Below are 25,785 nucleotides of genomic sequence, written 5' to 3'. Positions count from 1 at the left end.
GTGTAGCTTTCCGCGCTGTACTACCATCCCTAATCTGCTAAACGCAAGACGCACATCCTCAGCCGTTAATAGCTTGACAGATTTATTCCTCTGAGCGCTGGCTTTAAGGTGCGTTCGATCCTGCCCCTATCACTGCCCCCGTGCTTGCGGCCTTTTCAGCAAATTTTGATGAAGCAAGATAAAAGTCCAGCAGCTGCATTACCTTGACTACACTGGATTATCCTGCTTTTTCGCTAATGGATCATTGCCGCGCACAACCTCGATTGCAGCTTCTTTGCTTCATCTGCTGTTAATTTATGGCTCTGTCCAATCATCACTCTACGTGAGGGATTTTCTTGTGTGCGAGGTAAAGCCACGAGCTTGATCTTCCCCAACCGCACCTGGGAGGCTATAGCCTGAAGCAAAAATTTATCAGGCCGAGCCGCTATCACCAAGACGCTATGATGGAATACGCAAGCTTTACGGTTAAATAGAAGTCTGAACAGTTATGTTTCTTCTGCAGCCTGGTCCAGATATCTCACTCCTTCCACCGGTTTGAGGAATTACCAGAATCTGTGTGCTGATGCGCTCCTTGAGAGTTGGGACATGCGAGATCACGCCGATCAACTTACCGTCCTGCTGCAGGCTCGCAAGAGTCTCCAAAGCGGTATCCAATGCTTCTTCATCCAACGTGCCGAAGCCTTCATCCAGAAAAAGCGAATCCACCCGAACATTTTTGCTGGCCATATGAGACAGCCCCAATGCCAGCGACAAACTGACGATAAAACTCTCGCCACCTGAAAGGTTTTTCGTAGATCGAATCTCACCCGCTTGATAGTTGTCAACAACGTTGAGTTCCAAGGGCTGAGTATCATCGCGAACCAGCAGATAGCGGTCGGTCATTTTCTGCAGTTGCCGGTTGGCATGGCTAATCATCATCTCGAAGGTCAACCCTTGGGCAAAATTTCGATATTTCTTTCCGTCCGCTGAGCCAATCAATTCGTGTAGATTTTCCCATCGGCGGCACTCTATTTTTTGAGCCTCGATAGCCGTTTGCTTTGCCTCCAGCCGTTCTTTGGCAGCAGCATTTTCGCTCAGTCTGTGTTTGAGGCGGATAGTAGTGCCCCGTAGCTGTTTCAGGGACTCCTCGTAATCCTTGAATTGCGGTTCCAGTTCCTCAAGAGATTTGTCGGTAATCTTCTTGGCAGCTTCTGTGACCAAGCGCGCTTCTCGATCCTTTTGTCTGGCCTTGAGATCTATTTGGTGATCGTCCAGATTCTTTGCCTTTGCAAATAGCACCTCCCTTTGCCCAGCAGTGAGTCTGGCTTCAAGAAACTGTTTTTCATCCGAAAAACCGACTAATCCAAAGGCTTCTGTAAATTCGGCTTCCAGTTTCTTCAGTTCCGGGTCTCTTTGACCAATGCGCTTTTTCAGCGCTTCAATTTGAGTCTTTGCAGCATTCAATTTCTGCTGAAGATCATTATGCAGAACTCTGGCCTTCCTTTCGACCCCCTCTGCAACGGAAATATTCTTGTTCAAACGGCGTTCTTCATCATCAGGATCTTTATCACCGTACAATTCTTTCCGCTCTTTACATCCAGCAGCGTAATCCTTTTTGAAGGATTCCAGATATTCCCGTTTTTCATTCAATGCATTGCTTTGAGTTTCAATGACTGCGTCCAACCTTTTCAACTCGCTGTCGAAATCTCCAATCTGCTTCTCAATACCAGTCTTTTTCTCGACTTGTGTCTGCCACGCTTTAGCGCGTTTTCGAAGGGATTCCAGCAGTGTTGAAACATTGGAATCCAGAATTTCCGCAATGCCGAGCGGTTGGAGTTTGGCTGATACAGTCTGCTTCAGTTCGGTAATATCAGTTCGGAGTTTTTCCAAATATTCCTTCAGCTCTGCAAGGGCTTGCTCAGCATTTTTTTTGTCATTAATCGCTGTTATTTCCTGTTTTTCACCGTCCGTCAGATTTGCACGGGCTCTGACCTCAACTCCTTCAAGTTTCTTGATGGTACTTTCCTGATCTTCAGCCTCGCTTATCAATCTATCGAGCGCCCCAATCTTCCGTTCGATTTCATCAGGAATGGGAACGTTGCCCTTCGCAAATGGATGCTCTGTCGCGCCACAAAGCGGACAGGGTTTGCCATCTTCCAATCTGGCTCGGTGATCTTCAAGTTCCGCTATTTTTTTCCGAAAAACCATTTCTCGAAGCAGGGTTTCCTTTTCTGTATAGTATTCACGCAACAGCCGATCGCCCAATAACTGGTTTAATTTATCTTTGCCTTGTTGGAGATTCTTTGATGCGTTCTCCAGCTCCTGTTTCCAAGTTACACATTGCTTCCGGCAGTCAGCAAGTTTTTTTGTTGTCTGTTCCAGAGCCGTTACTGCCTTCTCTTTATCAGCCTCTTTTTGAGCTATTTCCTTCTGCCTGGAGAGCAAATTGCCCAATTGTTCCTCAACACCGGCTAGACCACTTATCAGCCACTCATCCTGAGTGTTCTTCTTGAGATAATCTTCAGCAACCTTCAGATTCTTTTCAGCATCGGCGCGTTTTACCTGTTCTTTCAGCCTGGCCTGTTTGTCAGCATCGATCTTTATCAAATCCTTTCTGCAGCTGTCTTCATCTTTCGAAATAGCCTTTTTCTGATCGGCAAGCGTCTGATCGAGGGAACGAACCTTCCTGATGAGCGGTAAAGCAGCTTCCAGCTCCGCTTTGGCTCTAGTGGACTGCTGCTCAGTCGATTTCAGGGATTCAGCCTGTTCCTTTGCGGAGGATGCCAGTTTAGGAAGGGCTGTTTCCCCAGTTTTCAGTGCCGTCTGCTCATCCGCATGTTGTGTTCGGATTGCTGTCAACGTCGCGTAGGAACCCTCCAGTGACGCTGCCTGAATTGCCCGGCTGAGTTTGACACGCTCCGGTTTAAAAATATCGATGTCGGCTTGCAGTTTGCTCGCTTCCGCTGTCAGGTTGTCGATTTCCTTCCTCAGTCCATCTACGGCCTTCAGCCACGTGATGGCTTTGTCCGTATCCCTTAATTTTCTGGTCAGACCGGACTCTTCTTTCTGTTTTGACTCGAGTTCCTGTTGAATCTCTTTTTCCTGTTCCTGCTCCAGAATCACGATACCGGCTGTTTCAGCCTGAAGCAGGTTCAGTTTTTCCCGCTCTTCACGCTGGCGCTCATGGACGCGGATCGATATTTTGCTATAAATCTCCGTCCCCGTTATCTGCTCCAGGATCGGCGCCCGCTCATCAGGTAACGCCTGCAGGAATGCAGCAAAGCCTCCCTGAGCCAGCAACATGGAGCGGGTGAATTGGTCGAAATCCATACCGGTAGCCGCCTCGATCTGGTCAGCGACCCCCTTGATCTTGGATTCGAAAATCTCCCCTGAATCGGCATGAGCAATCTCATGTTTCGGAGCCTGAAGTTCACCATCCGGTTTTTTACGTGCCCGGTGCTGGCTCCAGTGGCAACGGAAACGACCGGTCTGCGTCTCAAACGTCACTTCAGCAAAGCATTCGCCGATCTGACGAGACATTATCTCGTTTCCGCTTTTGGTGACCTTGCTCAACCGAGGCGTCCGCCCGTAGAGAGCGAGGCAAATGGCATCGAGGATGGTTGTCTTCCCGGCACCGGTCGGACCGGCGATGGCAAAAATACCGTCGGAGGTAAAGGCCGGATGCGTCAGGTCGATTTCCCACTCACCCACCAGCGAGTTCAGATTCTTGAATCGTACCTGCAATATCTTCATCGACAGCTTCCCTATTCCGCTTGCATGTCGTCCTCATAGAGAGACGAAAGCGCTTCCTGATAAGCACGAAGTAATTCCGGCCGCTGGTCTTCAGGCACTTCATGTACGGTCAGGCATCGCTCGAATACGTCGTTCACACTGAGATCGTCCAGTGTTTCTTCTTCATGGATTTTTCCAAGGACGCGATCGATAATATGGTTGTTCTTCACGCGCAGAATTTCCATTTGAGTGCCGGCAATGGCGATTTCCAGACGCTCGCGCAGATCGCCGATTACTTCTTCACCTTCGTAGATGACTTCAAGCCATGCTTGAGAGGCGGTCTCTGACAGTTTACGAATCTGGGTGGAGATACTGTCCCAGTCTCCCTTGATACGTTCGAGCTTCTGAAACACCGGCACATCGATCAGTTGAACAGACGCGGCAGTACTGTGGAATTCAACCTGGCAAACGCTCTTCTGTTGTTTAGCCTCCCCGAACCCCATTGGTAGAGGAGAGCCACTGTATCGCATGATTTCGGAACCATTTACCTTCTGCGGGACATGGAGGTGGCCAAGCGCCAGGTAGCTGAAGGATGCGGGAAAAATCCCGGCACTCACATGAGCCAGTGAGCCGACATAAAGGTCCCGCACGCCATCCCCCTCGATAGTTTGCCCTCCAGCGGCGAAAAGGTGGCCCGTGGCAATGATGGGAATATCTACCCCAAGCTCCATGCGCTTCTGTTCCGCCAGGGCGGCTATAGCAGCGTAGTGATCGCGAATACCGACGAGCAACTTCCGTTCCTTATCCTCGACACTCTCGCCGGCTTCCGCCACGCGGATGTCTTTGTCACGAAGGTACGGCACAGCGCAGACAATCAGTTCGGACACATCTTGCTCATTTCGGAGCACCAGTACTTCATCTTCAAGGGATTCGGAGGTACTACCGATCACATGGACATCAAGGGCTTTGAGCAGCGCCTTGGGTGCATTGAGAAATGAAGGGGAATCGTGATTACCCGCGACGATGATCACATGGCGGCATGATGAAGCTGCTACCTTCCAGAGAAAGCGATAATAGAGTTCCTGGGCACGATTGCTTGGAGCGCTGGTATCGAAGATATCTCCGGCTACCAGAAGGGCATCAATTTCGTTCCTCTGAATCATCTCTGCCAGCCAGGTCAGAAATGCCTCGAATTCCTCGTACCGCTTTCTGCCATATAGGGTCCGGCCAATGTGCCAGTCGGAAGTATGGAAGAGTTTCATGCTGTTATCCAGTCGTCGCAGGGACGAAGTATCCCATGTATTCCTCCCGCCAATTTTTGAGTGTCATGATATCGGTCAGAAGGTCTTCTGGCTCAGGCAGTTCTGCCGGTAATTCTGCTGGTTGTGCGTGTTCAAACCCTGGGTATCGGTTCACCGATCCCTAGATTCTAACTTAACCAGCTTTCTAACTTACACAGCTCCTGCTTCAGTCGGCTGCACAAATCGCTCAAACTGATCTAATGGCAGAGGCCGGCTGAACAGATAACCCTGGTAAGCAGTACAACCGTGGCTAGCAAGAAAATCTTTTTGTGCTCCGGTTTCCACTCCCTCGGCAATTACCGCCAACCCCATGCTTTTTGCAAGGAGCAGAATCGCGCGGACGATCGTTGCGTCGTTATTATCGGTCAACACGTCTCTTACAAATGACTGATCAATTTTTACCCAATCGAGCGGCAGACGTTTCAGATAGTAGAGTGAGGAATAGCCGATGCCAAAGTCATCCAGGGCGAAGCCCACGCCCCGGGTTTTGAGTGTCATCATTTTTGCAATGGTATCCTCCATGTCATGAACCAGGATACTTTCGGTAAGCTCAAGCTTGAGTCTTTGTGGATCGGCGCCTGTGCGGTCGAGTATTGAGATTACTTGCTCGACAAAATCGGGCTGACAAAACTGGAGAGAACTGACATTCACCGAGAGATCGAGCTGTGCTGTCTCCGGCTGAAGTGCCCAGCTTGCCAGTTGGCTGCATGCGGTTTCCAGCACCCACTCGCCCAAAGGAAGAATCAGGCCGGTTTCCTCTGCCAGCGGAATGAATTCAGACGGGGACAAAAGACCTTGGCGTGGGTGCTGCCATCGCACCAGCGCTTCAGCCCCGATAATCCCGCGGCTGTCCACCTGCAGCTGATAATGGAGAACGAACTCGTTTCTCTCCCAGCTTTTGTATAACTCAGACTCGAGAGTGGCTCGGGCATTCATTTTCGCTTGCATGTCCGGATCGAAGAAACGCATGGCGTTGGGACCTGATGCCTTTGCCTGATACATCGCGAGATCTGCCCGCTTCAGCAGTTCGTTTGTTGTGTGCGACTGGTCGTTAAACAGTGCGATACCGATGCTGGGGGTAATGTGATGGATGTATGGATCGAGATTAAACGGCTGAATGAAGGTGCTGCGTATCCTTTCGCAAATGGTGCTTACCTGGGTAAGAGCCTCATCATGATCCTCGCTAAAGTCACCCATCAATATCACTACAAACTCGTCGCCGCCTAGACGGGCTACCGTATCGGTCTCGCGTACGCTGGAGATCAAGCGAGGAGCGACCTGCTGCAGCAACAGGTCACCCATGTCATGACCGAGCGTATCATTCAGCAGCTTGAAGTTATCGAGGTCGATAAACAGTAACGCGCCCATACGGCGGTTACGAGCACTCACCGCTAATGCATGCCCGAGGCGATCCAGCAAGAGCCGCCTATTGGGCAAACCCGTCAAAGAATCGTAGAAGGCGAGGTGCAAGATTTCGTTCTCGGCGCTCTTGCGCTGGGTAATATCGGTATTGATCGCGAAGATAGACTGAGGCTCTCCGTCGTCATCTCTGACCAACGTCCAATGTGCTTCCACGATCAGCGTACTCTGGTCCTTGCGTCGCTGCGTAAGTTCTCCTCTCCATTCGCCAGCACCGAGCAGCGACCGGTTTGCTTCATCGAAAACGGCAACATTGTCATATAACATGTCAGTCGCTCTGCCCATTACCTCTTCGGACGTCCATCCATAGAGCCGTTGCGCGCCCTGGTTCCAGAACTGAATGCGATGATCAATGCCGCGCACAATGATTGCATCTGTCGCCTTGTCGAGCAGAGAAGCTTGCTGGCGGATACGGACGTGGGCTTCCTGCCGCGCCTGCTCAGACTCCTTGCGTTCGGTAATATCGCGGAAATAAACAGTCAAGCCTTCTTCAGACGGATAAGCGTGTACCTCGAACCATCCACCTAGTGGAACGTAGAATTCCTCAAACGTCACTGTCTTGTTTTCCATGAGCGCCCGATGGTATTCGCGATCAAAGGTTGTTCCTACTGCTTCTTTGAATTCTTCCCAGACCACCTTTTCCAGAAGATCCTCGCGATTACGCTGTAGCAGATTCTCCGCTTCCTTATTCACGTAAGTGAAGCGCCATTCCCGATCCAGGGTATAAAATGCGTCGGTAACACTTTCCAAAATCCTCTCTGTGCGAAGCTTCGCATTTGAAAGCTCGCGTGTTGTTGCCTTCTGCTCCTCCATGGCCAACAGCAGTTTTTTATTTACACGTCCCAGTGCCGCCGCCTTCTCTTTGTTCCCCGAAAGGACAAAGGAAACCATGGCAGTCAACATACTGACCACGATCCCGCCTAACAGAACGAGAAGTGCCTCGTAATTTTTTATTGCTTTTTCAAATGCAGGACGGGAGGATGCTTCGATCGCCCATGTTTGACCATATAAAGATATAGGTATGACGCGTTTAAATTTAGGTACGAGCAACGGTTCGGACCGATGTTTCACGCTGTCGAAAAGAAGAGAATCTTCTGCCATTGCTTCCCCGTCGAAAATTCTTAAATCGAGGATATCAAGCTCTCTCCGAAGGGTGGCGCGTACGAAGTCATCCATTCTGAATAAGGCATATATATAACCGCCAAGCGATGCGCGCCTTTCTTCCACCGTTTTCGGGAGATTTGCAGGACCATAGTAGGGGAGATACACAAGGACGCCCGCCTGGATATCCTCACCGGTTTCCTGTACGAGCTTCACCTTGCCGGTAAGCGCGGCTTCTCCGGTATCGCGCGCGCGGAACATGGCGGCGCGTCGAACAGCATTTGAAAACATGTCGTATCCAAATGCACGCAGATTTGATCCCGAAAAGGGTTCGAGATATATGATCGACGTGTACTCCTGCCGCGGGGTTTCAGGCCAGACGTTATAGGATGGGAAGCCTTCTGCACGTACTTCTTCAGTATGGGCGGCAAGCTGTGACGGTGGGATATATTTGGCGAAACCGATACCGTGAATGCCTGGATACCGTTCGTTTATTCGGAGCGCATTCACGTATGTGCGCCATTCGTTCCGCGAAACAGAGGGGGAAGCAAGCAGGAGTCCCAGTCCGCCTTTCAACACCTGCTCATACCCTGAAAAGTGATGTTCGATCTTGTGGATAGCTTCTGCTATCACCTTATCGAATCGAGAATTTTCATGCCGTTCCTCTAGATCCTGTACGACAGACCAACTCACCAGGGTAAGCGACATAAAAATCACAAAGGTGAGAGTGGCGATAGCCGGTCGGGAGAGCGTGCGGCTGTTAGGGATATGTGTTTTGTGGATTTCTGTATCCATCACTCAAGGCTGATGCTTCAATGGTCACGCTGAAATTCCTCAAGCTAGCAATCTAACCGACATTGGGTTTTATGGATAAATGGATAAGGGATACTAAAAATGCCAAGTTTTACGTTTTGCGCGGCTCGTCAATTTATTAGAAATATCGAGCTGGTTGAACAAAAACGCGCCGAAGCGAGTTTTGAGAGGAAGCGGCAGTTACCGTCGCTCAAGGCGAAGGCGACCGAAGCGGAGGAACAGCATCTCTAAATCTCCACTCTCGCCCCCAGTTCAAGTACACGGTTTGCCGGCAGTTTGAAGTATTCGGCAGCGTTGCTGGCGTTGCGCACCATTGCCGCGAACAGGCGTTCACGCCACAGGGACATGCCGGTACCCGGACTGGGTACCACGATCTCACGACTCAGGAAGTAGGAGGTCCTCAAGGGTTCGAACACGAGGCCATGCGGTTCACACAATTCGAGTGCGTACGGCAGATTCGCCTCATCCTTGAAGCCGTACCGCACCATGATCTGGTAACAGTTCTCCATCAAGGGTTTTATCGAGATGCGCTGTTCTACCGGCACCCAGGGAGTTTCCTGGTATGCCACCGTGAGGAAAACCACACGCTCATGCAGGACTTGGTTATGGGCAAGATTATGCAACAGGGCGTGGGGTACACCGTCAGGATTGGCCGTCAAGAAAACCGAGGTACCCGCGACCCGTGTGGGGGGATGTGCGATAAGCGATTCGAGGAAGGATTGGAGCGGTATGGCAACGGAGCGCAGGTGGTCGACCAGCATTTGCCGTCCACGACTCCAGGTGATCATAATAAAAAAAATGACGGAGCCGATTACGAGCGGGAACCAGCCCCCCTGGGCAACTTTCAGTATGGTGGCGGAGAAGAACGCACTGTCGATCGTCAGGAAAAATGCAGTTACCAGGATGCCCAGGAGGAATGGATAATTCCAGGCATAGCGGAGCACGAAAAAAGTGAGCGTGGTTTCGATAACCATCGTGGTGGTAACTGCTACGCCATATGCCGAGGCAAGATTGGAGGATGAACCGAATCCCAGTACCGCCATGAGGACAACCGACAGCAGAGTCCAGTTGACAAACGGGATGTATATCTGCCCGATCTTACGTTCCGAGGTGTGCCGGATCTGCATGCGCGGCAGGAAGCCCAACTGAATGGCTTGCCTGGTCACCGAGAAAACGCCGGAGATGACGGATTGCGAGGCAATCACGGTAGCGGCAGTCGCCAGCGCTACCGCGCCATAAAGCGCCCATGAAGGAAACAGCAGAAAGAAAGGATTGGAGATTGCGGATGGATTGGACAGTAGCAGTGCGCCTTGCCCCAGATAGTTCAATGTGAGGGCGGGAAGGACGCCCCCATACCATGCCAACCGGATCGGCTTCGCGCCAAAGTGCCCCATATCCGCATAAAGCGCCTCGCCACCTGTCACTGCCAGCACCACCGCTCCCAGGGCAATAAATGCCAGCCATCCATTACTGATACAAAAGGCAAAGGCATACATGGGATTGAATGCCGCGACGATCTGTGGCGCGCCCGCGATATTGATCAAACCTACAAGTCCGAGGCTGACGAACCATATCACCATGACGGGCCCGAACAAGGCGCCAATTCCCCCCGTTCCTCGCTGTTGCAGCATGAAAAGCGCGATCAGCACAATCACGGTGATGGGTAGCACATAAGGCTGGAGCAGCGGTGTGGCAACTTCAAGACCCTCGACTGCGCTCAATACCGAAATGGCAGGCGTGATAACACCATCGCCAAAAAACAGTGCTGCCCCGAATGCGCCGATGAGAAACAGAATGTTGTGCAAGCGCGGACGGTCTGTGACGGATGAGCTGGCCAGCGATAGCAACGCCATGATCCCGCCTTCACCGTGATTGTCGGCCCGCAGGATCAACGTTACGTATTTGAGCGACACCACGATCATGATCGTCCAGAAAATGAGCGAAATGATGCCGATCACGTTGCTCTCGGTGACAGCAAGTCCATGGATGGGGTCGAAAACCGTCTTCATGACATATAACGGGCTTGTTCCGATATCCCCGTAAACCACTCCCAACGCGGCAAGGCACAGCAGACTTAGAGGCTGGCGCTCGAGAGAATGTCCCGATGGCATCTGTTGATTCGTCATGTTGATTAACGTTGACTCAGCCCTTGCCCTGGGACAAGCAGCTGAAAGAAAGGATAAATACTTCGCGGCTGGCAAAACCACAAGCTTCTTGTTTCGGCCTTTGGCAAGGAGGCCAGGAGTCGATATCCTTAACGTGAGGGTTTACTATCTTTCCGACAGGCGTGGTACCGCATTTGCAATTGATAGGAAACAACGCTGTATACATTTTACACGACCTGCACATGCTGATGGCAAAGCAGTTTCGACGACTTCCTGCCGATCCCCCAGCTACCTCTTTTGGGCTATCTCTTTTTGTTGGCTACCGAACCGACCGGAACCGCTCTCTTCCTTATTATTGGAGTCATCGTTTTCCGGATTACGATTCCTGCAAATCATGAAATTGGATTAATTATAGGAGAGAACCATGGCCTACACAGATCGTGACACCTACGGCATGTACAAAAACTACGGCAAGGAAGGCAAGGGACCTGGTCCTCGTCTGATGGGCGCTGACACGCTGATCGGAGAGGACGTATATAACACCAGGGACGAAGACCTTGGCGACATCAAGGAAATCATGCTCGATATGAACAACGGCAAAATCGCCTACGCGGTGTTGTCCTTCGGTGGATTGATGGGAATGGGAGACAAGCTCTTCGCCGTGCCCTGGAGCGCGCTGACACTCGATACAGAGAATAAGCGCTTCATCCTCAACGTGGATAAGGAACGCCTCGACTCCGCGCCGGGATTCGATAAGGACGACTGGCCCGACATGGCGGACACATCCTGGCAGAATACAATCAATTCGTACTACGGAACGAAGACTTATACCGAGTCTTCCAGCACGAAACAGCCGACGGACAGTCCCGACACACCGTATGAGCAAACGCCTTATACAACAACCCAGTCCTCGGGCATGGATTCGGGCAGGGTCAAATAAACAAGAGTCAGACAATTGTATCCGCTGATGCTCCTTCAATGCCGCACCGCTGCCTGAATTCCAGGCCACATCGAGCGCCACTACGTTCCGCCCCTGTCCCTCACAGCGGGCGGAAGCGGAAAAGTGCAGCATCTACTCCTGGTTAAGCGTTGCACCGTTTATCAGATGAAAGGTATGGCTGAGCGCGGCGGCATGACCTTTTGCTTTTAGCTCGATTGCTTCCAGAAATTGTATGGAAAAGCAAGATTCCAGCGAAAAACCTCTGATCCTCATCACCGGTTCTGAAGGCAGGATCGGCAGGGCGATTGCGGCCGAGCTTGGCGACAAGTTCAGAATAGTAGGCTTTGAACAGAAATGCAGCACCGATGTTGACTGCATCAGTGTCGATATATCTTCTGACGCGGCAGTATTGCGCGCATTTCAGCAGCTACGGAAAGCCTACGGGCAACGGATTGCTTCTGTCATTCATCTTGCTGCCTTTTACGATTTTTCGGACGAACCCAATCCCTTGTACGAGGAGGTCAATATAAGAGGGACGCGCCGGCTTTTGAAGGCGCTTGAATCGTTCGAAGTGGAGCAATTCATCTATGCAAGCACCATGCTGGTGCATGCGCCAACAGAGCCCGGGCTGCCTATCAATGAGGAGTCGCCGCTAGCGCCAAAATGGCCCTACCCGGAATCCAAGGTAGCAGCGGAAAAGGAAGTACGCGCGTATCATGGACACATCCCGTTTGTGATATTTCGCCTAGCCGGCGTCTACACCGACTGGTGCGAAGTACCCTCGCTCAGCACCCAGTTCCAGCGTATCTACGAACGGCAGTTGCAAAGCCATGTGTTTCCCGGAGATTCTTCGCATGGCCAATCTTTTTCGCATATCAATGACATTGCTCTCGCTTTCCGGCTGGCGGTGGAGCAGCGCTCGCAGCTGCCCGAAGAAACCACGCTCCTGATCGGCGAGCCAGCGACCGAAAGTTACGAAAGCCTGCAGAACCTGATCGGTCAGTTGCTGCACGGGACGCCGTGGGTCACGCATGAGATTCCGAAATCCATGGCCGTTGCCGGCGCCTGGCTCCAGCTCCGGATCGAGGATATCGTGCCGGATGCCATCGACCGCGGGATTGAACCCTTTGTCAAACCATTCATGGTGGCATTGTCCGATGATCATTTCGAGCTCGATTGCTCGCGCGCGAAAAAGCTGTTGAACTGGAGTCCGGGGCATATGCTGCGCGAGTGCCTGCCGAGGATGATTGCCCGGCTGAAACACAATCCGGCCAACTGGTACAAGCACAACAAGCTGCCGTTGCCCACTTGGCTGGAAGAAATGGAAAAAAGCAATCTGCCGAGCGCAACGCTGATTACCCAAAGCCGTGAACACGAAAAGAACGAGCACAGGCAAAGCCTGTGGTGCCATTTTGCAAACGTGGCTCTCGGGCTATGGTTGATAGCAAGCCCGTTCACTCTCGGGCTGACGGAGTCCTGGATGATAAGTGAGGACATCGTTACGCCGAGTCAGCGGGGATCAGCGATGTCTGCAACCTGGATGACGGCAAGCGATATTACTACCGGTCTGCTGATCGTGATATTCGGCTTTCTATCGTTGGCGCGTGACTACGGCTGGGCGCGCTGGATCGCGGCGTTGCTGGGGGTCTGGTTGCTGTTTGCGCCGCTCGTCTTCTGGACTCCGAGCGCGGCAGTTTATGCCAATGATACGATGGTAGGCGCCTTTGTCATTTTATTTGCGGTGATCGTGTCACCTCCGCCGGGTATCGGGGCGGTTGCGCGCACCAGTGGGCCGGATACTCCGCCGGGCTGGAGTTACAGCCCTTCCGGAATGACCAATCGTTTTCCCATCGTGGCGCTGGCGTTCGTGGGGTTGTTTCTTTCGCGTTATATGGCTGCCTTTCAATTAGGTCATATTCAAGAGGTCTGGGATCCGTTTTTTGGCGAAGGTACCGCCCATATCATTACTTCCTATATCTCCGAAGCATGGCCGGTGGCGGATGCGGGCCTGGGTGCGACAGTCTATGTGCTGGAAATCCTCACGGGCGTGATCGGCGACAAGCGCAGGTGGCGGACGATGCCCTGGATGGTGCTGTTCTTTGGGATATTGATTGTTCCACTCGGGGCGGTCAGTATTTATTTCATCATCATCCAGCCGATTCTGCTGGATACCTGGTGCACGCTTTGCCTTATTGCCGCAGCTGCCATGCTGCTACAGATTCCGTATTCCTTCGATGAGATTCTTGCCACGCTGCAATTCCTCAAGGATCGAAGAAGGAAAGGTAAATCGTTATGGCACGTATTGTGGCACGGAGATACGATGGAAGGGGGTGGACCGGATTACTCGGGCGGTTTCGAAGGGCCGCCTCTGGCCGTGCTGCATGAAATCATGGCTACCGGCGTGCGCTTCACCTGGGGCATGTGGGCGAGCGTCCTCATCGGTGTCGCGCTGATGTTTTCCCGCGTCACCCTCGATACCGCTGGCACTGCCGCCAATGGCGATCATCTGATCGGTGCTCTCGTTGTCACCTTCTCGATCATGGCCCTGAGCGAAGTGGGTCGTCCGCTGCGTTTGGCCAACATCATATTCGGCGCCTGGTTGATTCCGGCGCCCCTTCTGCTGACCGGCTATACTGGACTGGGAGCGGTAGCCAGCGTCACCGCGGGCGTATTGCTGATTCTGCTCGCACTGCCGGTTGGTCCGATCAGGAGCCATTATGGCGCTTGGGATCGTTGGAATTCCATCGGAGCAGTACGGCGTAATTGATAAGGCTGAGCCGGTACCAAGTACCAAGCAAGACATCGAAACCTTACGAAGACAGCGCTTATCGATCTCCTGCTTGCAGCGTGTCGGGAGAAACGACGGCTTGGAGCAGTAACTCCCCGAGATTATGGTTCCCCTTTTTCTGCGCGAACCACCATATCGCACCTTTCCGGATGGTCCATTGCGCAGAATCACCCGACATGAGCAAAGCGGCGACTTCTCCGAGCGTAGGCTGATGACCTACCACGAGCACTGCACCTTTCGCATCGGGCCATCCTGCTGCTTTCAGAACCGCCTTCGGAGAAACACCGGGGCCGATTTCCCTGACCGTCTCAAAATCTTTCTCGAGTGCGGACGCCGTCTGCTGGGTACGCTGGGTTGGACTGACGATGATGCGCGTATTTTTCGGGAGCCTGGGCTTGAGCCAGGCAGCCACGAGGTCAGCTTGTTCTCGCCCTTTATCGGTAAGTTCCCGTGCACTATCGGGAATGCCATCCTCAGCCTCGGCATGACGCCACAATATGAGCTCCATGAGCTTCTCCTGAGAGCTGTTGTAATATTGGAAAGTATAGAGGAGATTCAGTGCTTGTTGCGTTCATATCGGAGCAGCATCTGAATCAGAACAAGATGAAGTTCTGTTACCGTCACCCCTGGGCATGTACGGAAGCGGAATGCCAGGCGAAGCGGACCGGTTGTTTGACGAACTGATTATAACGCGGCGATTGCAGCGGATCGGAACCAGATCGGGACAGACACGGGAGTGGTAGATATTACTCCCTGGGTTACCGGCGGCTATAAGGCGGACGGTATAGGGCGGGCGGTTTGTGGGCGGGCATAGCGCCCGCCGTCTTATCGATTAGGACTTCAACGCCGACATGGGGGCGCCAAAATTGATGTGGAAAGGTGCTCCGTTGATTACCAGCGCCGGAACAGACTTAACGCCAGCCGCTTCGGCAGCCGCGATCTTGTCCTTTTGCTCGCCGAGATGTACGAGTTCAACCTCGTAGCGATCGGGATCCAGGGCTTCAGCAATCTGATGCTCGGCCTCGACACATACGGGACAGCCAGCGTGATAGAAGGTAGCGGGTGTTTTCATAGTCGATCTCTCCAAAAAAATAAATATCGATGGGGAACTGCCCCCACTCGCACCACCAATGACGGTGGCCATGCGAGCCCGACATTATAAACGCGGGCTCATCCTTGTGCCAGCGCTCACCCATTGAGGAACCGGAAGCAACTGTATCATATCGATCTCAGGAATCTGGATGAAGCTGAAGTGAGAGTGCTAGTGAATAAAGCCTGTTTTTACTTTCGCCGCTGATTTCCGCAGCCAGCCTCACCGCCTGCTTGAGGGGCAATTCGTGCATCAGCAGCTGAAGTGTGCGGCGCGCCTGCTCGCTCAGTTCGGCTTCCTTCGGAGGCTCAGCCCCCGACAAAATGAGTACGAACTCGCCCTTGCGGCGATCGGAATCAGCCTCCAGCCAGGCAAACGCCTCACCCAGGGCGCAGCTATGAATGGTCTCGAACACCTTTGTCAGTTCCCTGGCAAATGTAATCCTGCGATCCCTTCCAAATACCTTCGTCATATCCGCTATACACTCGAGAATACGATGTGGCGCTTCGTAAAATATGAGGCTGTAGGGATGCGGCTTCAGATTGGCAAGCGCCCGGCGTCGCGGACCGCTGCTGGTCGGGAGGAAACCGTAAAACAGAAAATGTGGATTGGATATGCCGGCAACGGATAGGGCGCATGCTGCCGCGTTGCAACCCGGAATCGGCACGACTTTGAAACCCTGCTCCCTTACAAATCTGACGATAAGCCCACCCGGATCCGAGATTGCCGGAGTGCCCGCATCAGTCACTATGGCCACCGTTTTGCCTTGCGAAAGCAGTCCGGCAATTTTTGTAAACAACGCACTTTCGTTGTGGCGGTGCAGGGCGAATAGCGTTTTTGAGATGGCGTAGCGTGCAAGCAGATGCTTTGTCGTGCGGGTGTCCTCCGCCGCAACGACGTCAACCGCCGCAAGCACATCGAGGGCTCTCAATGTGATATCGCGCAGATTGCCTATGGGTGTGGCGACGACGTATAACGTAGCGGGGATTACAGTTGCTTTAGATTGATCCATGCAAGCGATTCCACAGGCTCTGTTCTGAGGATGGTTACCAATGACTGGATTTTAAAATATCCATCGCGTTTGATTCCCCATGCAAAATGGGGTTGGAATTGATGCGTTTTGCAAGGATAGCGGGAAATGAACCTTAGGTTGAAGGGGAACCAGGCCGAGCGGTACGCGGAAGCGTTTCTTGCCGGGCACAAGCTTGTGCTGGTACAAAGAAACTACCGGTGCCGTTTTGGTGAAATTGATCTCATCATGCACGATGGGGAAACTCTTGTGTTTGTCGAAGTGCGGATGCGTACGAACTGGAATTTTGGGGGCGCAGGCTCCAGTATCACTTTATCGAAACAACGCAAGGTGGTGCGTGCAGCCCGACATTATCTGCTCTCGCTGAGAACCGAGCCCTGTTGCCGCTTCGATGCCGTGTTGTTATCCGGCAATGATGGGCGCGACATCGAATGGATCAGGAATGCTTTTGATGGTAACTATCCGTAATACTGGTTGCGGCTTTGGACTGATGCATGGCCTCGCTGGCATGGGTGCTCATTCCGTTTGAAATATTCTTTTTTTAAAGGCATCATTTTACTGGTTTCCCGAGATGCCTGTGGCGTGACCCTGAACTTTCAAGGCGCCGCTTGCCGCAGCCGGGAGCCCGATATATCTTTAGCGCAGATGCATATTATTGTAAGTTTATCGTTTATTGGGGAAATCGATGCAATATCTTGATTTGAAATCGCTCTTGCTGGTTTTTTTCCTGCTTCCGTTTTTGTCTGCCTGCGGCCTGATAGCCGCCGGGGGGATGGCGGCCGGGGTCGGGACCGGGGTTGCAATGTCGCAGGACCGCCGTACAAGTGGTATGTTTGTAGAGGATGAGAGTATCGAGTTTAGAAGCGGTCAGCGTATCAGTGAGAAATTCAGCTCGGACGTTCACGTGAACATCACCAGTTTCAACCGGAACGTCCTGCTCACCGGCGAGGCGCCTTCTGAAACAATAAAAGAAGAAATTGGCAATCTCGTGAGCAACGTTGAAAACGTGCGTGAGGTAACCAATGAAATTACCGTCGGCAGCCCAAGCTCATTTACCTCCCGCGGCAATGACACACTGATCACTTCTCTGGTGAAGGGGCACTTTATGGACTCGGGTCGGTTTCAGGCCAACCACGTCAAGGTTGTCACCGAGGACGGTATTGTCTATTTGCTTGGACTGGTAAAGGGAGAGGAAGCGGAGAATGCTGAAGAGCTGGCCAAGCGGGTCGACGGTGTCAAGAAGGTGGTGAAGGTGTTCGAGTACATGGAGTAAACTTCCGGCCTTGCTGAAGAAGACGAGCCGATTTTCCAGTTCCGCACCGCGGAATGATCTGTCTTTTCACACATCCTTGACGCTTTCTGCCACACATATTGCGCAGCTTGGCAAGCTGTTTCCACCAGATCGGGTCTATACCGATCCGGTGGATTGTTATGCGTATGCATACGATAATACCCGGAAGGTTTTTCCGCCCGATGCCGTAGTATTTCCGTTGTCTGCCTTGGAAGTTCAGGCGGCAGTGAAATTCTGTAACGAGACGAGGATTCCGCTTGTACCTCGGGGGCGAGGCACCGGCACCTCGGGTGGCAGCCTTCCGGAATCCGGTGGAATTGCGTTATCACTGGAACGGATGGTGGGCGTCACCAAGGTTGATCCTGCCAATCGCGTACTCGTTGCTGAGCCGGGGGTCATAAACCAGACAGTGCAGGATATTGCAAGAACGCATGGTTTCTTCTGGCCCCCGGACCCCTCCAGTGCGGCTTTTTCGAGTATAGGAGGAAACCTTGCCACCTCGGCTGGCGGACCGCGTGCGGTAAAATACGGAACCACCCGCGATCATGTGCTGGGAGTGAAGGCAGTTACCGGCAAGGGCGAAGTGATCCGAACGGGCTGCTATACGACCAAGGGCGTCGTGGGGTACGACCTAACCCGGCTTCTGATTGGCTCCGAAGGTACACTGGCAGTTATTACCGAAGCCACCCTCAAGCTCACTCCGCTTCCCCAGGCGTTGGGAGGCGTGACAGCCTATTATGGCGACCTCGCCGGCTGCACAGATGCTATTGTCCGGGTCATGACGCTTCCGCAGACTCCGAGTGCGCTGGAGTTTCTCGATGCCGGATCACTGAACCTGATAAGGAGCCGGTTTCCCGGTATGCTTCCTGCCGATGCGCATGCCATGCTGATGATCGAAGTGGATGGTACCGAGCACTCAGTCGCAGAATCACGTGACGCTGTTCTCAAGGCTTGCGGAGGCAACGGATTGATTCAGGCCACGCCGACGACAGATGCTGCAACGCTGTGGCGAGCCAGAAAAACATTATCGCCGTTATTGAGAGATATTGCGCCAAAAAAAATCAATGAGGACGTAGTCGTGCCGGTTTCGACTCTGCCAGAGTTTCTGCTGGGACTCACCAGGTTGAGCGCGAAGCATCGCCTTTCCAACGTCAATTTTGGTCATGCCGGAAACGGCAATATTCATGTCAACCTGCTGGTGAATCCGGAATCCGCGGACGAGATGCAGCGGGCGGAAATGTGCCTGAACGAGATATTCGACCTTGTAATCGAACTCAACGGCACCTTGTCAGGAGAACACGGCGTCGGGAGTGAGAAAAGAGCGTATATCGGAAAAGAGATTGATCCGGTCACCATGGAACTCATGAAGGAGATCAAACGCGTGTTTGATCCCAACAATATCTTGAATCCCGGAAAGCTGTTTCCATAGACACGCGTGTCCAGCTGCGAATCGGCAACGGGAATGTTGCCGTATTTGTTCAACTGTTCAATTCAAGATTAGCAAAACGCCTATGCTAACCCGAAGTTTTCAAGAGCTGGGAGATGTCGTGGGCGAAGACGTCTGCGCCTTTATCATTACTGACGTATAGTCGCAACTTCCCCTTTGTATCGTAGATGTAGGTTCCAGTGGAGTGGTCCACGCTGTCATGCTGGTGGGCGCCGCCTTGTTGTTTCTGGTAAACGACATTAAATTCTTTCGTGGTCTTTTTTATCGCGCGTTCGTCGCCATACAGGCCGAGGAAACTGGGGTTGAAGGCAGACAGATATGCTTTCAGGACTTCAGGTCGGTCGCGCTCGGGATCGACGGTAATAAACAGCACTTGCACACGCGATGCATCGCCGCCCAACATATCCATCGCCGCCGCAAGATTTCCCATCGTCGCAGGGCAGGCATCAGGACAGTGAGTGTAGCCGAAAAATACCGTGACCACCTGCCCCTTGAAGTCGGCAAGGGTTCGTATCTTCCCGTTGTGATCAGTGAGATTGAAGTCTTTGCCGAAATCCGCGCCGGTAATGTCCGTCGAAAGAAACGCCGGCTTTTCCGACTTGCTACATGCTGAAAGGAGCGGCGCCGTCAGTAGCGCCGCTGCCAACCATACTACAAGTTTGTAATAATGCGGTCGATGCCTCACGCACGTCCCTTAAAAACGTATGTAATGGTCTACCAGGAGTACCCCGAACAACGCTGCCAGATAAACGATTGAGTAGCGAAACGCGCTTCGGGCCAGTTGATCACTGTAGCTGAGGTAGATTTTTACTGCATAGTATAAAAATATCACATCCAGCACTATCGCGCCGGCCAGATAAATAAGCCCGCTCATCTGAGTCGCATAGGGCATCAATGTCACCGCGATGAGTATCAGTGTGTACAGCAGAACATGCAGGCGCGTAAATTTGTCGCCATGAGTTACCGGCAGCATCGGCATGCCAACCTTCGCATATTCCAGTTTGCGATAGAGTGCAAGCGCCCAGAAATGGGGCGGCGTCCATGCGAAAATAATCAGAAATAAAAGCAGGGCGTCAGCCGATACTTCGCCCGTTACCGCAGCCCAGCCCAGAACTGGCGGCATTGCGCCGGAAGCGCCGCCGATGACGATATTTTGCGGGGTCATCGGCTTTAAGATCACAGTGTAGATAATCGCATAGCCGACAAAGGTTCCAAGCGTGAGCCACATGGTCAGCGGATTGACCAGTTGATGCAGTATCAATAGACCCGCGCCGCCAACAAGGGCCAGGAACACAAAGGTTTCAGGCGAGGTAACGGTACCGCGAGGCAGCGGGCGGCCACGCGTGCGGGCCATGACAGCATCGATTTTCTGCTCGACAAGGCAGTTGACGGCTGCGGCAGCCCCCGCAACGAACGCTATCCCCACCGTGGCAAAGATGAGCGTATCCAGGGGTACAACGCCCGGAACGGACAGAAACATGCCTATAACGGCCGTAAAAACAATAAGCGATACAACTCGCGGCTTGGTTAACCGGTAAAACTGCTGCACACGCGAAGCAGTTTGCTGCCAAGCAATACTCGTTGTAGCCATAACGTTTCGTCTCCTAATTATCGCGGGTTCGGCGCCCGCCGTTTCGACAAATCAATGTGAATCACGACTGGTCTATGTGCAAGAGTAGTTCCCCTGCTCACACCCATCCAGTTGCCGTATCTTTCAGTGTTTCATATCCGTACCCATTGCATGTTCCAACTGGGATACCTTGAGCAGCCGCTTGATGTCTTTCGCCATCTTTCCAGGGTCAGGATCCTTTGGAAACCGCATCATCAGATTTCCGATGGGGTCTATCAGATAAATATGATCATGCTGTGAACCGGCGGCCGGGACCTCCTTGAGCAACTCACTGTTTTTCGCCCGGATGACATGCATTCCCTCGTAGTCCCTCAGTACTTCTGGGGAAGGCTTTTGCTCGTCATCGATCAGCCACAACCGCTCGATGCGATCCATTTCGGCGTTTTGATAGGTACGCACTTGACGCATGTAATAGAGCTTCTTCTGGCATTGCTCGGCACACGCACCCGAGTCGATCGACATCAGCACCCACTTGCCGCGAAGGTCGCGCATGCGAAAAATTGTCTGGTCCGCGTCGTTCAGCCCCGTCCCTTTCAATTGCCTGACCTCGATCAGATCCCCGTAATTTATGGACTGAGGCCGCACATTCCAGAAATACAGTGTATAGGAAGCTATAAAGGGCGCGCTCAATACCAGCGCCAACAGTATCAGCGTCCGTCTATTCTTTCTAGTAACGCTCTCGTTTGACATTTAGCACCAGATAAATAATCAATATGGCGAGAGCCATCGCAAACCATTGGAAGGCATACCCGATATTCTTGCCCGAGCCGGAATCAGGTCGAGGCCATTCCCGCACGAAACCATCATTCGCTTGATCTTTCTGCAGGATCATCACCGGCTGTAGCTTCAGGCCAGTGCTGCTTCGATAACGTTCGAGGTCCAAGTTTTCCCATACCTGACCGGATACCTGCTCCGGGGATAATTCCAGGGTTTTTTGCGTGGCTGTCGTCGCAACCCCGGAGATGACGAGTTGGCCACGTGGCGTAGTCACTTGTGGCAATTTACTCCGATCACGGGTTGCCGCTATCCATCCCCGGTTTACCAGAACGTGCATCTCACTGTTACCGATTCTCAATGGAGTTACAATCTGGTAGCCTGCGATCCCCTTGTATATCTTGTTATCAAGATAGATCGTGTGTTCCGGTACATATTCGCCCCGAGCTTCAACCTGACGATATTGAAAATCTTCAAGTTCTACCGGGTGATCAGGGAGCGTAATTGCCGGCTCCTGTGAAAGACGGTCGAGCCGCTCCTGGCGGGACTCCTTTTCCTGCGCTCGCGAGAGCTGCCAGTTGCCAAGTTGCACCATAACCGTTATCACAGCTATTGCAGCTACTGTTGACCATAATCGTGGCGTAAAACGCCAGCCTGAAATAGTCATTGGATAGGATGCGAAACTCGGCTAAACTTCTTCCTGAAGACCTAATAATTCTGGGATCAAGCCTTGAAAATCGTTATCGTACTGCTTCTGTTTCTCATATTTGCCAGCCTGGGATCCGCGCTCTACTATCTGGTCAAGGACAAGGGACATGACACACGTGTTGTCAAGTCCCTGACCTTGCGTATTGGATTGTCGCTTTTTCTGTTCACCCTTCTGATGGTGGGAACCTACTTCGGCTTTATTCCACTTTGAGCGAAGAGGCTCCCCATCCTGGTTACCTGGCTGCCCTTCTTATATCAGCCAGTAAACAAATATGAACAGGCCCAACCAGACCACGTCCACGAAGTGCCAATACCATGCCACCCCTTCAAAACCGAAGTGATTCTCGGGTGAAAAGTGACCCTTCAGCACGCGGCACCAGATGACGAACAGCATAATGGAGCCGACCGTCACGTGAAAGCCGTGAAAGCCGGTCAACATAAAGAACGAGGCGCCGTAGGCTCCGGTAGTTAACTTGAGATTCATCTCGGAGTAGGCGTGCGCGTACTCATACGCCTGCAACCCCACGAAGAGAAATCCAAGGGCAAATGTAAGGAACAGGCCCAGTTTGAGCTGCCCACGCTTGTTCAGCTTCAACGCCCAGTGCGCCCAAGTGACGGTTACACCAGAGGTCAGCAGCAGCAGGGTATTGAAAGCTGGAAGACCCCAGGGACCCATGGGCATGAACTTCTCGGTGATGCCGGGACCGGCGGTGGGCCAGTCTGCGGTGAAGTCCGGCCACAGTATTTTGTTATCCAGGTCGGCAAGATCCGGTATGGAATGCATGCGCATGTAGTACAGGGCGCCAAAAAAAGCCCCGAAAAACATGACTTCCGTAAAGATGAACCAGCTCATCCCCCAGCGGAAAGATTTATCGACCTGCTTGTTGAATTTGCCGCTCTCGCTTTCGCGAGCCACAGTGCTAAACCAGCCGAAAAGCATGTACACCAGTATGGCAAAACCCGTGGCAAGCAATCCATAACCCACTGGTATCCTGTTGACCGAAAATGCGGCACCGAACCCCATGAATAACAGCGCTATTGACCCTGTGATGGGCCAGGCCGACGGCGCTGGAACGTAGTAGTGACCTCCTCCTTGTTGGCTCATGCTCTTTCTCCTGCGTATTTGAAATTGATTCTAAGTAACTATTTTAACCACTAATACCAAGGTCATGACGAACAGGGCGGCACCGATGAGGCCGCCAATGATTACCTGCGCCGGCGTCAATGAACTCGCATCGCTGTCGAGGTCACTCTGTTTGCGCACTCCAAAAAATGCCCAGAAGACCGCTTTTGCAATCTGTAAAAACTTGCCTCTGGGCTGTTGCTTGTTATCTTCTTTCAAATCTGGTCCGCGTTGATATCCAAGCTGGCAGTATTATCGTTACCCAACTCAAAAAAGGTGTACGAGATGGTAACCGTATTGATATCGGTTGGCAGACCTGGTTCGATCAGGAACTGAACCGGCATTTGCCGTACCTCTCTCGGTTTCAATACCTGCTTGCTGAAACAGAAACACTCGAGTTTTTTCAAGTGTTTTCCCAGTAACTGAGGACTGTAACTCGGTATTGCCTGACCGTTGATCTCCCGGTCGGAGTTATTTCTCACCTCATAGACCACTTGTGTCAACTCGCCCGGGTGCACACGCACACTGGACTGCAGAGGCTTGAACTGCCAAGGCAGCCCCCGTGTGTTGGCATCCAGTTCCACCGTTACCCATCGGGCCGTATCAACCTGGGTGTTTTCTGCCAGCGTATCCGCCTGTAACAGATTGTTGAGGCCTGTAACTTCGCAGATCTTTTCATAAAACGGAACAAGAGCGAAGCCGAAGCCAAACATGATTACAGTAAAGATCAGCAGCTTCCTGAGTACGACGGAATTCGCTTCAGTTACGTTCATCACCAGTTTTTTACAATAACCGCAACAAAGAGTGCTATTACAGTCGCGAGCAGAAAGAGGGCTGTTCTGATTGCACCACGCCTTCTTTCTGCATCGTCCTTCATATTATTCCCCAATTCTTAACGAATAACAGGGGGGGTTTCGAAGCTATGGTAGGGAGCCGGTGATGGCAGCGTCCATTCCAGAGTTTTTCCGCCTTCCCACACTTCTGCGGAAGCTTTCGCGCCACCCCGAATGCATTTCAGCACCACGTACAGGAACAGCAACTGGCTCAAACCAAACCCAAAGGCACCAATGCTGGAAATCATATTGAAGTCCGCAAATTGCAGCGCATAGTCGGGAATACGGCGGGGCATGCCGGCCAATCCCAGGAAGTGCTGCACGAAGAAGGTGAGATTGAAGAAGAACATGGACAGCCAGAAATGCCATTTGCCCAAGGTCTCGTCATACATGTGGCCCGTCCACTTCGGCAGCCAGTAGTAGGCACCGCCAAATATCGCGAACAGCGCACCGGACACCAGCACATAATGGAAGTGGGCAATAACGTAGTAGGTATCCTGCACCTGGATATCGATCGGGACAATGGCACACACCACGCCGCTGAAACCGCCAAGGGTAAACAGGAAGATGAAGCCGATGGCAAACAGCATGGGCGTCTCGAAAGTCATGGAGCCACGCCACATGGTAGCGGTCCAGTTGAACACTTTCACACCCGTCGGAACCGCGATCAGCATGGTTGCATACATGAAGAACAGTTGCCCGGTTACCGGCATGCCTGCGGTGAACATGTGGTGCGCCCACACGATACAGGAGAGAATTGCAATGGAGGCAGTTGCATATACCATCGAGGAATACCCGAACAGCGGCTTGCGCGCGAAAGTCGGGATGATTTCCGAGACGATACCAAACGCCGGTAGAATCATGATGTAGACTTCCGGGTGCCCGAAGAACCAGAAGATATGCTGGAACATCACGGGATCACCGCCGCCCGCCGCATTGAAGAAATTGGTACCGAAATTGCGGTCGGTCAGCAGCATGGTCACCGCCCCAGCAAGCACCGGCATGACCAGCACCAGCAGATACGCAGTGATCAACCAGGTCCATACGAACAGCGGCATCTTCATCAGGGTCATGCCAGGCGCGCGCATGTTGAGAATGGTGGTGATGATATTGATTGATCCCATGATGGAAGAAGCGCCCATGATGTGAATCGCAAAGATCGTCATGTCCATCCCCATGCCCATCTGCACCGACAACGGCGGATAGATTGTCCAGCCGCCGGCAGGCGCTCCACCCGGCGCAAAGAAGGAACCCAATAGCAGCAGCGCCGCAGGCGGCAGCAGCCAGAAGCTCCAGTTATTCATTCGCGCAAAGGCCATGTCGGGAGCACCGATCATCATCGGTACCTGCCAGTTGGCAAAACCGACGAAGGCCGGCATGATGGCCCCGAAAATCATCACCAACCCGTGCAGGGTGGTGAGCTGGTTGAAAAATTCGGGATTGACGATCTGTATTCCTGGCTGGAATAGCTCCGCCCGGATAGTCAGCGCCATCACGCCCCCTGTCAGGAACATGATGAAGCTGAACCACAGATACATCGTGCCGATGTCCTTATGGTTCGTGCTGGTCAGCCAACGCATCAAGCCGGTGGGATGATGATCGTGGGCATGTGCAATGTCGTGATCGTGTACTGCTGCCATGGTTTCCTCCTTGAGGCTATTATCTGTGTTGATTGATTTCGGATGGCTGGACGGCATCGCCTGTCGAATTGCCGAAGGAATTGCGCTGGTAGGTGATCACC

Annotated in this window: 22 protein-coding genes; 7 read left to right on the top strand and 15 right to left on the bottom strand. The window is 52.6% G+C overall.

The window, feature by feature from the left end; translation table 11 throughout:
* Positions 1-465: 465 nt before the first annotated feature.
* The 3 genes from BMY01_RS12920 to BMY01_RS12910 form a co-directional block, all read right to left on the bottom strand.
* Positions 466-3,732, bottom strand: coding sequence for an AAA family ATPase (locus tag BMY01_RS12920; protein ID WP_074748076.1), 3,267 nt, complete (start codon positions 3,730-3,732; stop codon positions 466-468).
* 11 nt (positions 3,733-3,743) lie between these two features.
* Complete coding sequence (locus BMY01_RS12915) at positions 3,744-4,973, bottom strand: exonuclease SbcCD subunit D C-terminal domain-containing protein (RefSeq protein WP_074748073.1); 1,230 nt, start codon at positions 4,971-4,973, stop codon at positions 3,744-3,746.
* 189 nt (positions 4,974-5,162) lie between these two features.
* Positions 5,163-8,327, bottom strand: a complete 3,165-nt coding sequence (locus BMY01_RS12910; protein WP_081353924.1) for a bifunctional diguanylate cyclase/phosphodiesterase — start codon at positions 8,325-8,327, stop codon at positions 5,163-5,165.
* Between the two features lie 99 nt (positions 8,328-8,426).
* Between BMY01_RS12910 and BMY01_RS17845 the strand changes: the two genes are divergently transcribed.
* Positions 8,427-8,576 (top strand): hypothetical protein, encoded by a 150-nt coding sequence (locus BMY01_RS17845; protein ID WP_175463263.1) that lies wholly within the window; start codon positions 8,427-8,429, stop codon positions 8,574-8,576.
* Here BMY01_RS17845 and BMY01_RS12905 read toward each other — a convergent pair.
* Complete coding sequence (locus BMY01_RS12905; RefSeq protein ID WP_074748070.1) at positions 8,573-10,471, bottom strand: potassium transporter Kup; 1,899 nt, start codon at positions 10,469-10,471, stop codon at positions 8,573-8,575. The two genes, BMY01_RS17845 and BMY01_RS12905, sit on opposite strands and share 4 nt — an antisense overlap.
* 403 nt (positions 10,472-10,874) lie before the next feature.
* On the opposite strand from BMY01_RS12905, the gene BMY01_RS12900 reads away from it, so the two are divergent.
* Together BMY01_RS12900 and BMY01_RS12895 are read left to right on the top strand one after the other, a co-directional pair.
* Complete coding sequence (locus tag BMY01_RS12900) at positions 10,875-11,390, top strand: PRC-barrel domain-containing protein (protein WP_074748067.1); 516 nt, start codon at positions 10,875-10,877, stop codon at positions 11,388-11,390.
* Between the two features lie 232 nt (positions 11,391-11,622).
* The gene (locus BMY01_RS12895) at positions 11,623-14,157 is read left to right on the top strand and encodes an NAD-dependent epimerase/dehydratase family protein (RefSeq protein ID WP_074748064.1); all 2,535 of its coding nucleotides are present in this window, start codon (positions 11,623-11,625) and stop codon (positions 14,155-14,157) included.
* Positions 14,158-14,215: 58 nt separating this feature from the next.
* Here the strand turns inward: BMY01_RS12895 and sixA are convergent, their stop codons facing one another.
* The 3 genes from sixA to rsmI form a co-directional block, all read right to left on the bottom strand.
* Entirely contained in the window at positions 14,216-14,686 is a 471-nt protein-coding gene (gene sixA, locus BMY01_RS12890) for a phosphohistidine phosphatase SixA (protein ID WP_074748061.1), read from the bottom strand.
* A gap of 324 nt (positions 14,687-15,010) precedes the next feature.
* Positions 15,011-15,250 (bottom strand): thioredoxin family protein, encoded by a 240-nt coding sequence (locus tag BMY01_RS12885; protein WP_074748058.1) that lies wholly within the window; start codon positions 15,248-15,250, stop codon positions 15,011-15,013.
* Between the two features lie 157 nt (positions 15,251-15,407).
* Entirely contained in the window at positions 15,408-16,280 is an 873-nt protein-coding gene (rsmI, locus tag BMY01_RS12880) for a 16S rRNA (cytidine(1402)-2'-O)-methyltransferase (RefSeq protein ID WP_074748055.1), read from the bottom strand.
* Positions 16,281-16,406: 126 nt separating this feature from the next.
* Here rsmI and BMY01_RS12875 point away from each other — a divergent pair, with 126 nt between their 5' ends.
* The 3 genes from BMY01_RS12875 to BMY01_RS12865 all read left to right on the top strand — a co-directional run bounded on the left by BMY01_RS12875 (position 16,407) and on the right by BMY01_RS12865 (position 19,018).
* Positions 16,407-16,766, top strand: coding sequence for a YraN family protein (locus tag BMY01_RS12875; protein ID WP_074748052.1), 360 nt, complete (start codon positions 16,407-16,409; stop codon positions 16,764-16,766).
* Between the two features lie 217 nt (positions 16,767-16,983).
* The gene (locus BMY01_RS12870) at positions 16,984-17,571 is read left to right on the top strand and encodes a BON domain-containing protein (RefSeq protein WP_074748049.1); all 588 of its coding nucleotides are present in this window, start codon (positions 16,984-16,986) and stop codon (positions 17,569-17,571) included.
* Between the two features lie 58 nt (positions 17,572-17,629).
* Positions 17,630-19,018, top strand: a complete 1,389-nt coding sequence (locus BMY01_RS12865) for an FAD-binding oxidoreductase (RefSeq protein WP_074748315.1) — start codon at positions 17,630-17,632, stop codon at positions 19,016-19,018.
* A gap of 85 nt (positions 19,019-19,103) precedes the next feature.
* Here the strand turns inward: BMY01_RS12865 and BMY01_RS12860 are convergent, their stop codons facing one another.
* The 4 genes from BMY01_RS12860 to BMY01_RS12845 all read right to left on the bottom strand — a co-directional run bounded on the left by BMY01_RS12860 (position 19,104) and on the right by BMY01_RS12845 (position 22,047).
* Positions 19,104-19,721, bottom strand: coding sequence for an SCO family protein (locus BMY01_RS12860; RefSeq protein WP_074748047.1), 618 nt, complete (start codon positions 19,719-19,721; stop codon positions 19,104-19,106).
* Between the two features lie 9 nt (positions 19,722-19,730).
* Positions 19,731-20,627 carry a heme o synthase gene (cyoE, locus tag BMY01_RS12855; RefSeq protein ID WP_074748044.1) on the bottom strand — a complete coding sequence of 299 codons (897 nt, stop codon included), beginning with the start codon at positions 20,625-20,627 and terminating at the stop codon, positions 19,731-19,733.
* Between the two features lie 123 nt (positions 20,628-20,750).
* On the bottom strand, positions 20,751-21,356 hold the full coding sequence (locus tag BMY01_RS12850) for an SCO family protein (protein WP_074748041.1): 606 nt from the start codon (positions 21,354-21,356) through the stop codon (positions 20,751-20,753).
* The gene (locus BMY01_RS12845) at positions 21,334-22,047 is read right to left on the bottom strand and encodes an SURF1 family protein (RefSeq protein WP_074748038.1); all 714 of its coding nucleotides are present in this window, start codon (positions 22,045-22,047) and stop codon (positions 21,334-21,336) included. The genes BMY01_RS12850 and BMY01_RS12845 overlap by 23 nt, the downstream gene beginning before the upstream one ends.
* A gap of 63 nt (positions 22,048-22,110) precedes the next feature.
* On the opposite strand from BMY01_RS12845, the gene BMY01_RS12840 reads away from it, so the two are divergent.
* The gene (locus tag BMY01_RS12840; protein WP_074705612.1) at positions 22,111-22,299 is read left to right on the top strand and encodes a twin transmembrane helix small protein; all 189 of its coding nucleotides are present in this window, start codon (positions 22,111-22,113) and stop codon (positions 22,297-22,299) included.
* A gap of 39 nt (positions 22,300-22,338) precedes the next feature.
* On the opposite strand, the gene BMY01_RS12835 is transcribed toward BMY01_RS12840, so the two are convergent.
* From BMY01_RS12835 to ctaD, 4 genes are all read right to left on the bottom strand, one after another.
* Positions 22,339-23,193: a cytochrome c oxidase subunit 3 gene (locus tag BMY01_RS12835; protein ID WP_074704630.1), complete on the bottom strand. Its 855-nt coding sequence runs from the start codon at positions 23,191-23,193 to the stop codon at positions 22,339-22,341.
* Between the two features lie 30 nt (positions 23,194-23,223).
* Positions 23,224-23,430 carry a DUF2970 domain-containing protein gene (locus BMY01_RS12830; protein WP_074704627.1) on the bottom strand — a complete coding sequence of 69 codons (207 nt, stop codon included), beginning with the start codon at positions 23,428-23,430 and terminating at the stop codon, positions 23,224-23,226.
* The gene (locus BMY01_RS12825; RefSeq protein ID WP_074748035.1) at positions 23,427-23,984 is read right to left on the bottom strand and encodes a cytochrome c oxidase assembly protein; all 558 of its coding nucleotides are present in this window, start codon (positions 23,982-23,984) and stop codon (positions 23,427-23,429) included. The genes BMY01_RS12830 and BMY01_RS12825 overlap by 4 nt, the downstream gene beginning before the upstream one ends.
* 119 nt (positions 23,985-24,103) lie before the next feature.
* Entirely contained in the window at positions 24,104-25,684 is a 1,581-nt protein-coding gene (ctaD, locus tag BMY01_RS12820; RefSeq protein WP_074704621.1) for a cytochrome c oxidase subunit I, read from the bottom strand.
* Positions 25,685-25,785 lie beyond the last annotated feature (101 nt).

It is taken from the genome of Nitrosospira multiformis, from assembly GCF_900110185.1.
Taxonomy (GTDB): Bacteria; Pseudomonadota; Gammaproteobacteria; order Burkholderiales; family Nitrosomonadaceae; genus Nitrosospira; species Nitrosospira multiformis_A.
Note: the sequence above shows the minus strand (reverse complement) of the source record. Positions and strands in the feature narration are given on the sequence as shown.

Coding starts and splice junctions, on each gene's coding strand:
- BMY01_RS12900 (WP_074748067.1), top strand. CDS start 10,875: ATGGCCTACACAGATCGTGACACCTACGGCATGTACAAAAACTACGGC.
- BMY01_RS12835 (WP_074704630.1), bottom strand. CDS start 23,193: ATGAGCCAACAAGGAGGAGGTCACTACTACGTTCCAGCGCCGTCGGCC.
- BMY01_RS12920 (WP_074748076.1), bottom strand. CDS start 3,732: ATGAAGATATTGCAGGTACGATTCAAGAATCTGAACTCGCTGGTGGGT.
- BMY01_RS12870 (WP_074748049.1), top strand. CDS start 16,984: ATGCAATATCTTGATTTGAAATCGCTCTTGCTGGTTTTTTTCCTGCTT.
- ctaD (WP_074704621.1), bottom strand. CDS start 25,684: ATGGCAGCAGTACACGATCACGACATTGCACATGCCCACGATCATCAT.
- BMY01_RS12885 (WP_074748058.1), bottom strand. CDS start 15,250: ATGAAAACACCCGCTACCTTCTATCACGCTGGCTGTCCCGTATGTGTC.
- sixA (WP_074748061.1), bottom strand. CDS start 14,686: ATGGAGCTCATATTGTGGCGTCATGCCGAGGCTGAGGATGGCATTCCC.
- BMY01_RS12875 (WP_074748052.1), top strand. CDS start 16,407: ATGAACCTTAGGTTGAAGGGGAACCAGGCCGAGCGGTACGCGGAAGCG.
- BMY01_RS17845 (WP_175463263.1), top strand. CDS start 8,427: ATGCCAAGTTTTACGTTTTGCGCGGCTCGTCAATTTATTAGAAATATC.
- cyoE (WP_074748044.1), bottom strand. CDS start 20,627: ATGGCTACAACGAGTATTGCTTGGCAGCAAACTGCTTCGCGTGTGCAG.
- rsmI (WP_074748055.1), bottom strand. CDS start 16,280: ATGGATCAATCTAAAGCAACTGTAATCCCCGCTACGTTATACGTCGTC.
- BMY01_RS12905 (WP_074748070.1), bottom strand. CDS start 10,471: ATGACGAATCAACAGATGCCATCGGGACATTCTCTCGAGCGCCAGCCT.
- BMY01_RS12915 (WP_074748073.1), bottom strand. CDS start 4,973: ATGAAACTCTTCCATACTTCCGACTGGCACATTGGCCGGACCCTATAT.
- BMY01_RS12850 (WP_074748041.1), bottom strand. CDS start 21,356: ATGTCAAACGAGAGCGTTACTAGAAAGAATAGACGGACGCTGATACTG.
- BMY01_RS12910 (WP_081353924.1), bottom strand. CDS start 8,327: ATGGATACAGAAATCCACAAAACACATATCCCTAACAGCCGCACGCTC.
- BMY01_RS12825 (WP_074748035.1), bottom strand. CDS start 23,984: ATGAACGTAACTGAAGCGAATTCCGTCGTACTCAGGAAGCTGCTGATC.
- BMY01_RS12845 (WP_074748038.1), bottom strand. CDS start 22,047: ATGACTATTTCAGGCTGGCGTTTTACGCCACGATTATGGTCAACAGTA.
- BMY01_RS12895 (WP_074748064.1), top strand. CDS start 11,623: ATGGAAAAGCAAGATTCCAGCGAAAAACCTCTGATCCTCATCACCGGT.